Here is a 14258-nt window from a genome sequence, read left to right as displayed (position 1 = left end):
TCGCACGACGATGGCACTGAAGACATTCAATCCCACGACGCCGGGCCAGCGCCAGCTGGTGATGGTCGATCGTTCGGCGCTCTACAAGGGCAAGCCGCTCAAGGCGCTCACCGAAGGCAAGAAGTCCTCGGGTGGCCGCAACAACACCGGCCGCATTACCGTGCGCTTCCGTGGCGGTGGCCACAAGCAGACGCTGCGCACCGTCGACTTCAAGCGCGAGAAGACCGACGTTCCCGCGACCGTCGAGCGGCTGGAGTACGATCCGAACCGCACCGGCTTCATCGCTCTGATCAAGTATCAGGACGGCGAGCAGGCCTACATCCTGGCGCCGCAGCGCCTGGCCGTGGGTGACACCATCGTCGCCGGCAACTATGTCGACGTGAAGCCGGGCAACGTCATGCCGCTGGGCAACATGCCGGTCGGCACGATCATCCACAACATCGAGGTCAAGATCGGGAAGGGCGGCCAGCTCGCCCGTTCCGCCGGCACCTACGCCCAGCTGGTTGGCCGCGACCAGGACTACGTCATCATTCGCCTCAACTCGGGTGAGCAGCGCCTGGTGCACGGCCGTTGCCGCGGCACGATCGGCGCGGTGTCGAACCCGGACCACATGAACACCTCGATCGGCAAGGCCGGTCGCAAGCGTTGGATGGGCCGTCGCCCGCACAACCGCGGTGTCGCCATGAACCCGATCGACCATCCGCACGGCGGTGGTGAAGGTCGCACCTCGGGCGGTCGCCACCCGGTCACCCCGTGGGGCAAGCCGACCAAGGGCAAGAAGACCCGCACCAACAAGTCGACCAACAAATTCATTCTCCTAAGCCGCCACAAGCGGAAGAAGTAAGGAACGCCGGACATGGTTCGTTCAGTCTGGAAAGGCCCGTTCGTCGAGGGTTCTCTGCTCAAGAAGGCAGATGCCGCCCGAGCGTCCGGCCGTCACGACGTCATCAAGATCTGGAGCCGTCGCTCGACGATCCTGCCGCAATTCGTCGGCCTGACCTTCGGCGTCTACAACGGTCAGAAGCACGTGCCGGTGGCCGTCAACGAGGAAATGGTCGGTCACAAGTTCGGCGAGTTCTCGCCGACCCGGACCTTCCATGGCCACTCCGGCGACAAGAAAGCCAAGAAGGCTTGAGGATTAAACGATGAGCAAACCTAAGCGCGAACGGAGTCTCGCCGAGAACGAGGCCAAGGCGGTCGCCCGGATGCTGCGGGTGAGCCCGCAGAAGCTCAACCTGGTCGCCCAGCTCATTCGCGGCCGGAAGGCTTCCGCTGCGCTCGCCGACCTGCAGTTCTCGCGCAAGCGGATCGCGGTCGACGTGAAGAAGTGCCTGGAATCGGCGATCGCCAATGCCGAGAACAACCACGACCTCGACGTCGATGATCTCGTCGTGGCGCAGGCCTTCGTCGGCAACGGCCTCGTGATGAAGCGCTTTGCCGCCCGCGGCCGTGGCCGTTCGGGCCGTGTCTACAAACCATTTTCGCAGCTGACGATCATTGTTCGTCAGGTCGAAGCCGAAGCAGCAGCGGCTTAAGGGTCGCAGGAGAAAACGATGGGTCAAAAGATCAATCCGATCGGTCTGCGTCTCGGCATCAACCGGACCTGGGATTCCCGCTGGTTCGCCGGCAAGCAGGAATACGGCAAGCTGCTGCACGAGGACGTCAAGATCCGCGAGATCCTGCACAAGGAGCTCAAGCAGGCAGCCGTCGCCCGCATCGTGATCGAGCGTCCGCACAAGAAATGCCGCGTCACCATCCACTCGGCTCGTCCGGGCGTGGTGATCGGCAAGAAGGGCGCGGACATCGACAAGCTGCGCAAGAAGGTCGCGGACATCACCTCGTCCGACGTCGTCATCAACATCGTCGAAATCCGCAAGCCGGAGCTCGATGCGACGCTGGTGGCCGAGTCGATCGCGCAGCAGCTGGAGCGCCGCGTGGCATTCCGCCGTGCCATGAAGCGCGCCGTGCAGTCGGCGATGCGTCTCGGCGCGGAAGGCATCCGCATCAACTGCTCGGGACGTCTGGGCGGTGCGGAAATCGCGCGCATGGAGTGGTATCGCGAAGGCCGCGTGCCGCTGCACACGCTGCGCGCCGACATCGACTACGGCGTTGCGACCGCGTTCACGACCTTCGGCACCTGCGGCGTCAAGGTCTGGATCTTCAAGGGCGAGATCCTCGAGCACGATCCGATGGCCCAGGACAAGAGAATGGCCGAGGGCGAGACGGGTGGCAGTGGCGATCGCGGTGGCCGTCAGCGCCGCGATACGGCTGCGGCCTGATCAGCACAGGAATTTGAGGGCTTAAAGCCATGATGCAACCTAAGAAAACGAAGTTCCGGAAGGCGCATAAGGGCCGTATCCACGGCGTTGCGTCGTCGGGTGCGACGTTGGCGTTCGGCCAGTTCGGCCTGAAGGCGACCGAGCCGGAGCGCGTCACCGCGCGCCAGATCGAAGCCGCCCGCCGCGCGCTGNCCCGCCACATGAAGCGCGCCGGCCGCGTCTGGATCCGCGTGTTCCCCGACGTTCCGGTGTCGAAGAAGCCGGCCGAAGTCCGCATGGGCTCCGGCAAGGGCTCGCCGGAATTGTGGGTCGCCCGCGTCAAGCCGGGCCGGGTGCTGTTCGAGATCGACGGCGTCAACACCCAGACGGCGCGCGAAGCGCTGACGCTCGCGGCCGCCAAGCTGCCGATCAAGACGCGCTTCGTCGAGCGCATTGCGGAGTAATGGCCATGGCCCAGATGAAGATCGAAGACATCCGCGCGATGAGCCCCGACCAGCAGGACGATGCCGTCCTGAACCTGAAGAAGGAGCGCTTCAACCTGCGCTTCCAGCGTGCCACCGGGCAGCTCGAGAACACCTCGCGTCTGCGCGAGGCTCGCCGCGACATCGCCCGGATCAAGACCGTCGCCGCGCAGCAGCGCGCGAAGAAGAAGTAAGGGGCTAACGGATATGCCGAAACGTACTTTGCAAGGCGTGGTCGTCAGCGACAAGACTGCCAAGACCGTCGTGGTGCGCGTCGATCGCCGCTTCACGCACCCGATCTACAAGAAGACGATCCGCCGTTCGAAGAACTACCACGCGCACGACGAGAACAACGAGTTCAAGCCGGGCGACATGGTCTGGATCGAAGAGACCAAGCCGATCTCGAAGTTGAAGTGCTGGATCGTGATCCGGGGCGAACACAAGAAAAGCGCCTGATCTGTTGGCCTTGGCCGTTCATTTGGCCGACCGACTTCAGGGAAATGTTGAGCGCCGGCTAGGCTGGCGCAAAGAGAAAGAGGACGAGGTGCATCAATGATTCAGATGCAGACCAACCTCGACGTGGCCGATAATTCTGGCGCACGCCGTGTCATGTGTATCAAGGTGCTCGGAGGCTCCAAGCGCCGCTACGCCACGATCGGCGACATCATCGTCGTCTCGATCAAGGAAGCCATTCCGCGTGGCAAGGTGAAGAAGGGCGACGTGATGAAGGCCGTCGTGGTGCGCGTCCGCAAGGACATCCGCCGCGCCGACGGTTCGGTCATCCGCTTCGACCGGAACGCCGCCGTCCTGATCAACAACCAGGCCGAGCCGGTCGGCACCCGTATCTTCGGGCCCGTGCCGCGCGAGCTGCGTGCGAAGAACCACATGAAGATCATTTCGCTCGCGCCGGAGGTGCTGTGATGGCTGCGAAGATCCGCAAGGGCGACAAGGTCGTCGTGCTGACCGGTCGCGACAAGGGCCGCACCGGCGAAGTGTTCGAAGTTCGCCCCGACGCCGGCACGGCGCTCGTGCGCGGCATCAACATGGTCAAGCGTCACCAGAAGCAGACGCAGGCCCAGGAGGGCGGCATCATCTCGAAAGAGGCGCCGATCCAACTGTCCAACATCGCGTATGTCGGCAAGGACGGAAAGCCGACCCGCGTCGGATTCAAGATTCTGGCGGACGGCAAGAAGGTTCGCATCGCCAAGAGCTCGGGAGCTGAGATCGATGGCTGAGACCGCTTACACCCCGCGCCTGCGCGCGGAATACGATGCGAAGATCCGCACGGCGTTGACCGAGAAGTTCGGTTATCAGAACGTCATGCAGGTTCCGCGTCTGGACAAGGTCGTGCTGAACATGGGCGTCGGCGACTCCGTCAACGACCGCAAGAAGGCCGAGACCGCCGCTGCCGAGCTGACCCAGATCGCCGGCCAGAAGGCGATCGTGACCTACTCGCGGATCGCGATCGCGACCTTCAAGCTGCGTGAGAACCAGCCGATCGGCTGCAAGGTCACGCTGCGCAAGGCCCGCATGTACGAGTTCATCGATCGCCTGGTCAACGTCGCGCTGCCGCGCGTCCGCGACTTCCGCGGCCTGAACCCGAAGAGCTTTGACGGCCGCGGCAACTACTCGCTCGGCATCAAGGAGCACATCATTTTCCCCGAGATCGACTTCGACAAGGTCACGGAAGCCCGCGGTATGGACATCACCGTCTGCACCACGGCCAAGACCGACGAAGAGGCGAGGGCCTTGTTGACCGCTTTCAATTTCCCGTTCCGGCAGTGAGACGCTGACCTAAAGCCTCTCAAACGCGGATACCCAGGAGCCAAGCATGGCAAAGAAGAGTTCAGTCGAGAAGAACAACCGGCGCAAGCGGATGGTGAAGAACGCCGCCCCGAAGCGCGAGCGGTTGAAGGCGATCATCGCCGACAAGACGCTGCCGATGGAGGAGCGGTTCGCCGCGACCCTGAAGCTTGCGGAAATGCCGCGCAATTCGTCGGCCACCCGCATCCGTCTGCGTTGCGAGCTGTCGGGGCGCCCGCGCTCGAACTATCGCAAGAACAAGCTGTCCCGTATCGCGCTCCGCGACCTTGGCTCCAAGGGCATGGTCCCGGGCCTCGTGAAGTCGAGCTGGTAAGGAGGGTCGTTTAGATGTCTACGCACGATCCAATCAGCGATCTGATCACCCGCATCCGCAACGCGCAGATGCGCTCCAAGAGCAAGGTCTCCACACCGGGCTCGAAGATGCGCGAGAACGTCCTCGAAGTGCTCAAGAGCGAGGGCTATATCCGCGGTTACGCGACCCTCGAGCACGCCTCGGGCCGCAGCGAGATCGAGATCGAGCTGAAGTATTTCGACGGCGAGCCCGTCATCCGCGAGATCGAACGTGTCTCCAAGCCCGGGCGTCGCGTGTACGCCTCGGTGAAGAACCTGCCGCGGGTCAATAACGGGCTCGGTATTTCGGTGTTGTCGACGCCGAAGGGGATCATGGCCGACCACAGTGCGCGTGAAGCGAACGTGGGCGGTGAAGTCCTCTTCACGGTGTTCTGAGAAGGGTTTTTGATCCATGTCACGAGTTGGCAAAAAGCCTGTGGCGGTGCCGTCCGGTGTGACCGCGACCGTCGATGGGCAGACCGTCAAGATGAAGGGGCCGAAGGGCCAGCTTCAGTTCGTCGTCCATGACGACGTCGAGGTGAAGCTCGAGAACGGCCAGGTCAAGGTCAAGCCGCGGGCCGAGACCAATCGCGCGCGGGCGCTGTATGGCACCGCTCGCGCCCAGGTCGCGAATCTGGTCGAAGGCGTGACCAAGGGCTTCGAGAAGAAGCTCGAGATCACCGGCGTCGGTTACCGCGCCGCGATGCAGGGCAAGAACCTGCAGCTCGCGCTCGGTTACAGCCACGACGTGATCTATCCGATCCCGGAAGGGATCACGATCGCCGTGCCGAAGCCGACCGAAATCACGGTGTCGGGCAGCGACATCCAGCGCGTCGGCCAGGTTGCCGCCGAGATCCGCTCCTATCGTCCGCCGGAGCCCTACAAGGGCAAGGGCGTGAAGTATGTGGGCGAATTCATCTTCCGCAAGGAAGGCAAGAAGAAGTAACGGAGCCGGTCATGTCCAAAGCCAAGGTTACCAATGCCCGGCGCAAGCGGAGTGTGCGGCTGAAGCTGCGCCGCTCCGGCGGTGGTCGTCCGCGTCTGTCGGTGTTCCGCTCGTCCAAGCACATCTACGCCCAGGTCATCGACGATCTGAAGGGCGAGACGCTGGCCTCTGCCTCCTCGCTCGAGAAGGCGATGCGCGACGGCGGCAAGACCGGCGCCGACATCGATGCGGCGAAGGCGGTCGGCAAGCTGCTGGCCGAGCGCGCTGCCGAGAAGGGCGTCAAGGAAGTCGTGTTCGATCGCGGCAGCTACCTCTACCACGGGCGCGTCAAGGCTCTCGCCGACGCTGCGCGTGAGAGCGGGCTGAGCTTCTAACAGAATTTGAGGATTGAGGCGCAAGCCTCTGAAGGATTGGAAAAATGGCAGAACGCGAACAACGTGGTGGACGCGATCAACGCGGCGGCGGACGTGAACGCAAGGAGCGCGAGGAGCGCGACAGCGAGTTCGTCGACAAGCTCGTCCACATCAATCGCGTGGCCAAGGTCGTCAAGGGCGGCAAGCGCTTCGGTTTCGCAGCGCTGGTCGTGATCGGCGATCAGAAGGGCCGCGCCGGCTTCGGTCACGGCAAGGCACGCGAAGTGCCTGAGGCGATCCGCAAGGCCACCGAGTCCGCCAAGCGCAACCTGACCCGCGTGTCGCTGCGCGAGGGCCGCACCCTGCATCATGACATCGCCGGCCGTCATGGCGCTGGCCGCGTCTATCTGCGTGCAGCTCCGGCCGGTACCGGCATCATCGCCGGCGGTCCGATGCGCGCCGTGTTCGAGACGCTCGGCGTCCAGGACGTGGTGGCGAAGTCGATCGGCTCGTCGAACCCGTACAACATGGTTCGCGCGACCTTCGATGCGCTGAAGCATCAGGATAGCCCGCGCTCGGTCGCGGCGCGCCGCAACATCAAGGTGTCCACCCTCCAGGGTCGTCGCATCGGCGGCGATGCCGAGGCGGCGGCGGACTAACCAACGCTTTTCGGAGTAGATCACGATGGCCAAGGACGCCGCTAAGTCCGCAAAGACGATCAAGCTCGAGCAGACCGGCAGCGCGATCCGCCGCCATCACTCGCAGCGTTCCACGCTGATCGGGCTCAAGCTCAACAAGATCGGCCGCGTCAGCGAATTGCCGGACACCCCGGCCGTCCGCGGCATGATCGAAAAGGTTCACCATCTCGTTCGCATCGTCGACGAGAAGTAAGATAGCGCGCATGATCCCGGTTTTCGGGCCAGATCATGCGCAAAACACAAGGAGCAGGGCGATGAAGCTCAGCGATATCGCCGACAACGCCGGCTCGCGCAAGAAGCGCATGCGCGTCGGCCGTGGCATCGGTTCGGGCAAGGGCAAGCAGTCGGGCCGCGGCGGCAAGGGCCAGACCGCGCGTTCGGGCGTGCGCATCAAGGGTTTCGAAGGCGGCCAGATGCCGTTGCATCGCCGTCTGCCCAAGCGCGGCTTCAACAACATCTTCCGCGTCGAGTACGCCGAGATCAATCTCGACCGGCTCCAGGATGCGGTCGATGCCAAGAAGCTCGACACCGGCAGCGTCGTCAACGTCGAGGCCCTGGTCAAGGCGGGCGTGCTGCGCCGCGCCAAGGCCGGTCTGCGGCTGCTCGGCCGCGGCGAGCTCAAGGCCAAGCTGAACATTGAGGTCCACGGCGCCACCAAGTCCGCGATCGAAGCGGTCGAGAAGGCCGGCGGATCGGTGAAGATCCTTGCCCCTGCGAAGGAAGAAGGCGAGGCGGCGTAACAACTGCGTCATTGGCCCGCGGCTCGCGGGCCTTTTCGCATGCGGGACGATGGACTTATCGAAGCCGAAGCGCCAGATAATGTCCGGCGTCCGCTAAAGTAGCCCGGCCGCGGGTATGACGGCGCAAAAGGCGGCGGGAGAAAGTCCAATATGGCCTCAGCAGCGGAACAACTGGCAGCCAACCTCAATTTCGGCGCGTTTGCCAAAGCCGACGAACTGAAGAAGCGTATCTGGTTCACCCTGGGTGCGCTGCTCGTTTATCGGCTCGGAACCTACATCCCGCTGCCCGGCATCGATCCCAACATCTGGGAGCAGGTGTTCAAGTCGCAGGCAGGCGGCATCCTCGGCATGTTCAACATGTTCGCCGGCGGCGGCATCCACCGCATGGCGATCTTCGCGCTGAACATCATGCCGTACATCTCGGCCTCGATCATCATCCAGCTCCTGACCACCGTCTCGCCACAACTCGAGGCGCTGAAGAAGGAAGGTGAGGCGGGCCGCAAGACGCTGAACCAGTACACGCGCTATCTGACGGTAATCCTGGCCGCGTTCCAGTCCTACGGCATCGCGGTCGGTCTCGAAGGCGCCGGCAACGTCGTCAGTGACCCCGGCATGTTCTTCCGTCTCTCCACCGCGATCACGCTGACCGGCGGCACCATGTTCCTGATGTGGCTGGGCGAGCAGATCACCTCGCGCGGCATCGGCAACGGCATCTCGCTGATCATTCTCTCGGGCATCGTCGCCGAGCTCCCGGCGGCGCTCGCCAACATGCTCGAGCTCGGCCGTCAGGGCGCGATGTCGACCGGCCTGATCCTGATCGTGATCGTGATGGCGGTCGCCGTGATCGCCTTCATCGTGTTCATGGAGCGCGCCCAGCGCCGGCTGCTGATCCAGTATCCGAAGCGCCAGGTCGGCAACAAGATGTTCGAGGGCCAGTCCTCGCATCTGCCGCTCAAGCTCAACACGTCGGGCGTGATCCCGCCGATCTTCGCATCCTCGTTGCTGCTGCTGCCGACCACGGTCGCAAACTTCAACGCGGGCAAGGGACCGGAATGGTTCCAGTGGATCACCACGCAGCTCGGCCACGGCCGTCCGCTGTTCCTGGTGCTCTATCTCGCGCTGATCGTGTTCTTCGCCTTCTTCTACACCGCAATCGTGTTCAACCCGACCGAGACGGCGGACAATCTGAAGAAGCACGGCGGCTTCATCCCTGGCATCCGTCCGGGCGAGCGCACGGCCGAATATATCGACTATGTGCTGTCGCGCATCACCGTGCTGGGTGCGATTTATCTGGCGATCGTCTGCTTGATCCCGGAAATCCTGATCTCCTACGCCTCGGTGCCGTTCTACTTTGGCGGCACCTCGCTGCTGATCGTCGTCAGTGTCACCATGGACACGGTGGCGCAGGTGCAGGGCTATCTGCTGGCCCACCAGTATGAAGGCCTGATCCGCAAGTCGAAGCTGCGCGGCCGCCGCCGCTGAGCGGCACGTTGACTGAAGGCGGCGCGTCCGCGCCGCCGATTCGCCACCCAAGTGATGCGCGGCGCCCGCCGAGACGATCAGCCCGTCCTTCGGTCGCATCGGATGAGCTGCTCTCACTGCAGCGCAATCCCTGATTTCAAAGGCCTTCTTGGCGTCCGGGCACTTGCTCCCTTATGATATGGGTAGCGGCGCGGCGCTGATTATGATTTGCACTGTTGCTGAAGTTTCAAAACACGGGTGCGCGACGTATCGCTCACCAATCCGGGGGGCGTACGCCGATGAGAATTATACTTCTGGGACCGCCGGGGTCAGGCAAAGGGACCCAGGCGCAGCTGCTGGTGCAGCGCTATGGCATTGTCCAGCTCTCGACCGGCGAGATGTTGCGCGCAGCGGTCGCGGCCGGCACGCCGGTCGGGCTGAAGGCCAAGGAGATCATGGCCAGCGGCGGTCTCGTCCCTGACGATATCGTGGTCGGAATCATCTCCGACCGCATCGACCAGCCGGACGCCAAGCACGGCTTCATCCTGGATGGCTTTCCCCGCACCGTGCCGCAGGCCGAAGCGCTGGACGAGCTGCTGAAGCACAAGCACATGAAGCTCGACGCCGTGATCGAGCTCCGTGTCAACGAGAGCGCGCTTCTGAACCGCGTCGAGACCCGTGTCGCCCAGATGCGGGAGCGCGGGGAGGAGGTCAGGGTCGACGACACCCCGGAGGTCCTGACCAAGCGTCTCGCCAGCTACCGCAGCCAGACCGAACCGCTGATTCACTACTATTCCGAGCGCCGCAAGCTTTCGACCATCGACGGCATGATGGCCATCGATGAGGTCACCCGCGCCATCCACCGCCAGCTCCTGGCGCTGGGTGCGATCGAGCCCAGGACTCACGCCAAGAGCGCCGCCAAGGCAGGGCCGGCCAAGAAGGCAGCCAAAAAGCCAGCGAAATCCGCCAAAAAGGCCGCCAAATCGGCCAAATCCACCAAAAAGGCCGTGAACGGCGCCAAAAAGACGGCCAAGAAAATGGTCAAAAAGGCGGCCAAGAAGGCCGTCAAAAAAGGTGCCAAAAAGGCTGCAAAAAAGGTCACGAAAAAGCGAGCCAAGCGCTAGCGGCGGTTGACGAAAGCCCCCGGAATCCCTTAATAAGCCCCGCATCCAAGTCGGATAGTTTCAAACGATGCCGGGCCCCAGGAAGACCAGGGGTGGGCGTCGTGTTCGCGTTTGTGAACACCTGCCCGAGAAACATAAGCACTTAAAGCCCGATTCCTGACGAGGGGTCGGCAACAGGAGAGAAGGCCGTGGCCCGTATTGCCGGCGTGAACATTCCGACCAACAAGCGCGTGCTGATCGCGCTCCAGTACATCCATGGCATCGGCCAGAAGATCGCTGGTGAGATCCTCGAAAAGGTGAAGATCCCCGAGGATCGTCGCGTCAATCAGCTCAGCGACGCTGAAGTGCTCCAGATCCGCGAAGTGATCGACCGCGACTATCTCGTCGAGGGCGATCTGCGTCGTGAAGTCGGTATCAACATCAAGCGTCTGATGGACCTCGGCTGCTATCGCGGCCTGCGTCATCGTCGCGGTCTGCCGGTGCGCGGTCAGCGCACCCACACCAATGCGCGTACGCGCAAGGGTCCGGCCAAGGCCATCGCCGGCAAGAAGAAGTAAGTTTTCTATTCCAATCGCGGCGTGTGGCGATAGGGGAAACCCTTTCGCCACGCGCCTTTCGTTCCACAGGTGTAGCCGCTGGCATTACGGCGGCGTTTGAGATCTTCAGGAAAGGTACTCTATGGGCAAGGAAGCCACCCGCGTTCGTCGTCGTGAGCGCAAGAACATCGCCTCCGGCGTCGCGCACGTGAACTCGTCCTTCAACAACACGACCATCACCATCACCGACGCGCAGGGCAACACCATTGCCTGGTCCTCGGCCGGCACGATGGGCTTCAAGGGCTCGCGCAAGTCGACCCCCTATGCCGCGCAGGTCGCCGCTGAAGACGTGTCCAAGAAGGCGCAGGAGCACGGCATGCGCACGCTGGAAGTCGAAGTCGCCGGTCCCGGTTCGGGCCGTGAGTCGGCGCTCCGCGCGCTGCAGGCCGCGGGCTTCACCGTCACCTCGATCCGCGACGTGACCACGATCCCGCACAACGGTTGCCGTCCGCGCAAGCGTCGGCGCGTCTGATACGAAGATGCGGGCGCTGTGGTGCCCGCGATGCTTTTTTAAGAAGCCGCGGGTTTGATCTGCGGCCTTTCTCCAACGCCAGTATTTGAATTTTCAAATCGGCTGGCCTGTATGGGTGAAACAGTGACGATCCAGAAAAATTGGCAAGAACTGATTCGGCCGAACAAGCTCCAGGTGACCCCTGGCAGCGATCCCTCGCGTTTCGCGACCATCGTCGCCGAGCCGCTCGAGCGCGGTTTCGGCCAGACGCTCGGCAACGCGCTGCGCCGCATCCTGCTCTCCTCGCTCCAGGGCGCGGCGGTGCAGTCGGTGCACATCGACGGCGTGCTGCACGAGTTCTCCTCGATCGCTGGCGTCCGTGAGGACGTCACCGACATCGTGCTCAACATCAAGGACATCTCGATCAAGATGCAGGGCGAAGGCCCCAAGCGCATGGTCGTGAAGAAGTCCGGCCCGGGCGTCGTCACCGCCGGCGACATCCAGACCGTGGGCGACGTCGTGGTGCTCAACCCGGACCTGCAGATCTGCACCCTCGACGAGGGCGCCGAGATCCGCATGGAGTTCACGGTCTCGACCGGCAAGGGCTACGTGCCCGCCGAGCGCAACCGTCCCGAGGATGCGCCGATCGGCCTGATCCCGGTCGACAGCCTGTATTCGCCGGTCCGCAAGGTCTCCTACAAGGTCGAGAACACCCGTGAGGGCCAGATCCTCGACTACGACAAGCTGACCATGACGATCGAGACCAACGGCGCGATCTCGCCGGATGATTCGGTGGCCTACGCCGCCCGCATCCTGCAGGATCAGCTCAACGTGTTCGTCAACTTCGAAGAGCCGCGCAAGGAAGTCGCCCAGGAGATCATCCCGGACCTCGCCTTCAACCCGGCCTTCCTCAAGAAGGTGGACGAGCTCGAGCTGTCGGTGCGTTCGGCCAACTGCTTGAAGAACGACAACATCGTCTACATCGGCGACCTCGTGCAGAAGAGCGAGGCGGAAATGCTCCGCACTCCGAACTTCGGCCGCAAGTCGTTGAACGAAATCAAGGAAGTGCTGGCCCAGATGGGTCTGCACCTCGGCATGGAAGTGCCGGGCTGGCCGCCGGAGAACATCGACGAGCTCGCCAAGCGCTTCGAAGATCACTACTGAGACTTCGTCGTTCCGGGGCGGCTCGCAGAGCCGAGCCCGGAACCTCGAGATTCCGGGCTCGTGCTTCGCACGCCCCGGAATGACTGAAAGGGCGAACGCAGGCAGCCCACCTGAGCAACTGGTCCGACGAACCGTCGCGGCAGTTCTAGAACAAGGAATAGTTACATGCGTCACGGCAAGGTTCATCGGAAGCTCAACCGCACGGCCGAGCATCGCCGCGCGATGTTCGCCAACATGGCGGCCGCGCTGATCAAGCACGAGCAGATCGTCACCACGCTGCCGAAGGCCAAGGAGCTTCGTCCGATCGTCGAGAAGCTGGTCACCCTCGGCAAGAAGGGCGGCCTGTCGATGCGCCGCCAGGCCATCTCCGAGATGCGCGACAAGGACCAGGTCAAGAAGCTGTTCGACGTGCTGGCGCCCCGCTACAAGGATCGCCAGGGCGGCTATACCCGCATCATCAAGGCGGGCTTCCGCTACGGCGACAACGCCGCGATGGCCGTGATCGAGTTCGTCGATCGCGACGTCGATGCCAAGGGCCAGGACTCAGGTCCGGTGCAGGCGAAGGAAGCTGAGGCGGCGTAAGCCAAATCGCAGCATTGAGTTTGAAAACGGCGCCTTCGGGCGCCGTTTTTGTTTGGGGAATTCGGCCAATCAATCCCACAAATTCGGCACTCGCGTTTGTCAGAACGCTGCAACCAAAGAAATGGTGCCGTACGGTGGGCAAAGGCGCGCGTGCTTCGCGCGCCGTGCCCACCACCTGCAGATGGTGGGCACGCTTCCGCCTTCGCTCTTCGAGCTTCGGCGGACAGGCCGCTTTGCCCACCCTGCAAATTTGCCGTTGTGGCAGCTCTCACGCATCGGTGAGCGGTGATTGCACCCGCCCGTGCAGCGCACGATATCCGCTTCAACCTCAGCGGAGATGACATATGAAGATCGATCTTTCCGGAAAGACTGCCCTCGTCACCGGCTCGACTGCCGGCATCGGCCACGCCATCGCGAAGGGCCTTGCGGGCTCTGGTGCGAGCGTCGTGATCAACGGGCGCGGCCAGGACAAGGTCGATGCCGCTGTGCGCAAGCTGGAGGGGGCGGGTGCCAAGGTGCGCGGCATCGCCGCCGACGTCTCGACCGCGGCCGGCTGCAAGGCGCTGGTTGCGGCGCTGCCCGAGGTGGACATCCTCGTCAACAACGCCGGCATCTTCGAGCCGAAGGGCTTTTTCGAGATTCCGGACGAGGACTGGATCCGCTTCTTCGAGGTCAACGTGATGAGCGGCGTGCGGCTCTCGCGCGCCTATATGCAGGGCATGCTGCAGCGCAATTGGGGCCGCATCGTCTTCATCTCCTCGGAGTCCGGACTCAACATTCCCGCCGAGATGATCCACTACGGCGTGACCAAGACGGCCCAGCTCGCGGTCGCCCGTGGCCTCGCGCAGCTCACCCAGGGCACCGCCGTCACCGTGAATTCGGTGCTGCCTGGCCCGACCATGTCCGAGGGCGTCGAGACTTTCGTGAAGGATCTGGCCAGGCAGAACGGGCAATCGGTGGATGAAGCCGCCGCCAATTTCGTCAGGCAGCATCGCCCGAGCTCGCTGATCCAGCGTTTTGCCAGTGTCGAGGAGATCGCCAACATGGTGGTCTATGTCGCCTCGAAGGAGGCATCAGCGACCAACGGTGCGGCGCTGCGTGCCGAAGGCGGCATCGTCAACACCATCGCTTAAGCCGCGATTGGGGCGCGGGACGGGCCGCCTGGCTGCTCTGCTCTTGCGCCCCCTTTCATTCGTGCCGGGACTGGCTAAAACGGGGTCTCCATGCCCTGGCCCCTCTCGACCCGCCA

At 63.4% G+C, this 14258-nt stretch carries 24 protein-coding genes and 1 pseudogene; all 25 read left to right on the top strand.

Going from position 1 to position 14258, the window contains the following annotated elements:
* Positions 1–10 precede the first annotated feature (10 nt).
* Positions 11–844, top strand: coding sequence for a 50S ribosomal protein L2 (rplB, locus tag AOQ71_RS10430; RefSeq protein WP_057745491.1), 834 nt, complete (start codon positions 11–13; stop codon positions 842–844).
* A 12-nt stretch (positions 845–856) separates the two neighbouring features.
* Entirely contained in the window at positions 857–1135 is a 279-nt protein-coding gene (gene rpsS, locus AOQ71_RS10425; RefSeq protein WP_008136357.1) for a 30S ribosomal protein S19, read from the top strand.
* A 10-nt stretch (positions 1136–1145) separates the two neighbouring features.
* Complete coding sequence (gene rplV / locus AOQ71_RS10420) at positions 1146–1535, top strand: 50S ribosomal protein L22 (protein WP_057745488.1); 390 nt, start codon at positions 1146–1148, stop codon at positions 1533–1535.
* A gap of 18 nt (positions 1536–1553) precedes the next feature.
* Positions 1554–2279 carry a 30S ribosomal protein S3 gene (gene rpsC / locus AOQ71_RS10415; RefSeq protein WP_014494500.1) on the top strand — a complete coding sequence of 242 codons (726 nt, stop codon included), beginning with the start codon at positions 1554–1556 and terminating at the stop codon, positions 2277–2279.
* 29 nt (positions 2280–2308) lie between these two features.
* Positions 2309–2470: pseudogene (locus tag AOQ71_RS47600) on the top strand (ribosomal protein L16); the annotation flags it as partial.
* Position 2471: 1 nt separating this feature from the next.
* Positions 2472–2722, top strand: a 251-nt coding sequence (rplP, locus tag AOQ71_RS47595; protein WP_245316831.1) for a 50S ribosomal protein L16, incomplete at its 5' end; no start/stop codon positions are given.
* A 5-nt stretch (positions 2723–2727) separates the two neighbouring features.
* Positions 2728–2934, top strand: coding sequence for a 50S ribosomal protein L29 (gene rpmC, locus AOQ71_RS10405; RefSeq protein ID WP_027520957.1), 207 nt, complete (start codon positions 2728–2730; stop codon positions 2932–2934).
* 13 nt (positions 2935–2947) lie between these two features.
* Positions 2948–3196 (top strand): 30S ribosomal protein S17, encoded by a 249-nt coding sequence (gene rpsQ / locus AOQ71_RS10400; protein ID WP_057745481.1) that lies wholly within the window; start codon positions 2948–2950, stop codon positions 3194–3196.
* 96 nt (positions 3197–3292) lie between these two features.
* Positions 3293–3661 carry a 50S ribosomal protein L14 gene (gene rplN, locus AOQ71_RS10395; RefSeq protein ID WP_008549246.1) on the top strand — a complete coding sequence of 123 codons (369 nt, stop codon included), beginning with the start codon at positions 3293–3295 and terminating at the stop codon, positions 3659–3661.
* Positions 3661–3975 carry a 50S ribosomal protein L24 gene (gene rplX, locus AOQ71_RS10390; protein ID WP_011088142.1) on the top strand — a complete coding sequence of 105 codons (315 nt, stop codon included), beginning with the start codon at positions 3661–3663 and terminating at the stop codon, positions 3973–3975. The genes rplN and rplX overlap by 1 nt, the downstream gene beginning before the upstream one ends.
* Positions 3968–4525, top strand: a complete 558-nt coding sequence (gene rplE / locus AOQ71_RS10385) for a 50S ribosomal protein L5 (protein ID WP_057745478.1) — start codon at positions 3968–3970, stop codon at positions 4523–4525. The genes rplX and rplE overlap by 8 nt, the downstream gene beginning before the upstream one ends.
* Positions 4526–4571: 46 nt before the next feature.
* A complete protein-coding gene (gene rpsN / locus AOQ71_RS10380; protein WP_057745473.1) occupies positions 4572–4877 on the top strand; it encodes a 30S ribosomal protein S14 in 306 nt (101 codons plus the stop codon).
* Between the two features lie 14 nt (positions 4878–4891).
* The gene (gene rpsH / locus AOQ71_RS10375; RefSeq protein ID WP_057745471.1) at positions 4892–5290 is read left to right on the top strand and encodes a 30S ribosomal protein S8; all 399 of its coding nucleotides are present in this window, start codon (positions 4892–4894) and stop codon (positions 5288–5290) included.
* 16 nt (positions 5291–5306) lie between these two features.
* Positions 5307–5840, top strand: coding sequence for a 50S ribosomal protein L6 (gene rplF, locus AOQ71_RS10370; protein WP_057745468.1), 534 nt, complete (start codon positions 5307–5309; stop codon positions 5838–5840).
* An 11-nt stretch (positions 5841–5851) separates the two neighbouring features.
* On the top strand, positions 5852–6214 hold the full coding sequence (gene rplR, locus AOQ71_RS10365) for a 50S ribosomal protein L18 (RefSeq protein WP_008549238.1): 363 nt from the start codon (positions 5852–5854) through the stop codon (positions 6212–6214).
* Positions 6215–6258: 44 nt separating this feature from the next.
* Positions 6259–6852 carry a 30S ribosomal protein S5 gene (gene rpsE, locus AOQ71_RS10360; RefSeq protein ID WP_057745465.1) on the top strand — a complete coding sequence of 198 codons (594 nt, stop codon included), beginning with the start codon at positions 6259–6261 and terminating at the stop codon, positions 6850–6852.
* Between the two features lie 25 nt (positions 6853–6877).
* On the top strand, positions 6878–7084 hold the full coding sequence (rpmD, locus tag AOQ71_RS10355) for a 50S ribosomal protein L30 (RefSeq protein WP_057745463.1): 207 nt from the start codon (positions 6878–6880) through the stop codon (positions 7082–7084).
* A gap of 61 nt (positions 7085–7145) precedes the next feature.
* Positions 7146–7631: a 50S ribosomal protein L15 gene (rplO, locus tag AOQ71_RS10350; protein WP_057745461.1), complete on the top strand. Its 486-nt coding sequence runs from the start codon at positions 7146–7148 to the stop codon at positions 7629–7631.
* Positions 7632–7781: 150 nt separating this feature from the next.
* Positions 7782–9113, top strand: a complete 1332-nt coding sequence (secY, locus tag AOQ71_RS10345) for a preprotein translocase subunit SecY (protein ID WP_057745459.1) — start codon at positions 7782–7784, stop codon at positions 9111–9113.
* A 278-nt stretch (positions 9114–9391) separates the two neighbouring features.
* A complete protein-coding gene (locus AOQ71_RS10340) occupies positions 9392–10216 on the top strand; it encodes an adenylate kinase (protein ID WP_057745455.1) in 825 nt (274 codons plus the stop codon).
* A 188-nt stretch (positions 10217–10404) separates the two neighbouring features.
* Positions 10405–10773 carry a 30S ribosomal protein S13 gene (rpsM, locus tag AOQ71_RS10335; protein ID WP_014494511.1) on the top strand — a complete coding sequence of 123 codons (369 nt, stop codon included), beginning with the start codon at positions 10405–10407 and terminating at the stop codon, positions 10771–10773.
* Between the two features lie 121 nt (positions 10774–10894).
* Positions 10895–11284, top strand: a complete 390-nt coding sequence (gene rpsK, locus AOQ71_RS10330) for a 30S ribosomal protein S11 (RefSeq protein ID WP_007603045.1) — start codon at positions 10895–10897, stop codon at positions 11282–11284.
* Positions 11285–11395: 111 nt separating this feature from the next.
* Positions 11396–12427 carry a DNA-directed RNA polymerase subunit alpha gene (locus AOQ71_RS10325; RefSeq protein WP_057745452.1) on the top strand — a complete coding sequence of 344 codons (1032 nt, stop codon included), beginning with the start codon at positions 11396–11398 and terminating at the stop codon, positions 12425–12427.
* 165 nt (positions 12428–12592) lie between these two features.
* Positions 12593–13009 (top strand): 50S ribosomal protein L17, encoded by a 417-nt coding sequence (gene rplQ, locus AOQ71_RS10320; RefSeq protein ID WP_057745449.1) that lies wholly within the window; start codon positions 12593–12595, stop codon positions 13007–13009.
* Between the two features lie 344 nt (positions 13010–13353).
* On the top strand, positions 13354–14142 hold the full coding sequence (locus tag AOQ71_RS10315) for an SDR family NAD(P)-dependent oxidoreductase (RefSeq protein WP_057745447.1): 789 nt from the start codon (positions 13354–13356) through the stop codon (positions 14140–14142).
* Positions 14143–14258 lie beyond the last annotated feature (116 nt).

The organism is Bradyrhizobium manausense, assembly GCF_001440035.1.
GTDB classification, from domain to species: domain Bacteria; phylum Pseudomonadota; class Alphaproteobacteria; order Rhizobiales; family Xanthobacteraceae; genus Bradyrhizobium; species Bradyrhizobium manausense.
Note: the sequence above shows the minus strand (reverse complement) of the source record. Positions and strands in the feature narration are given on the sequence as shown.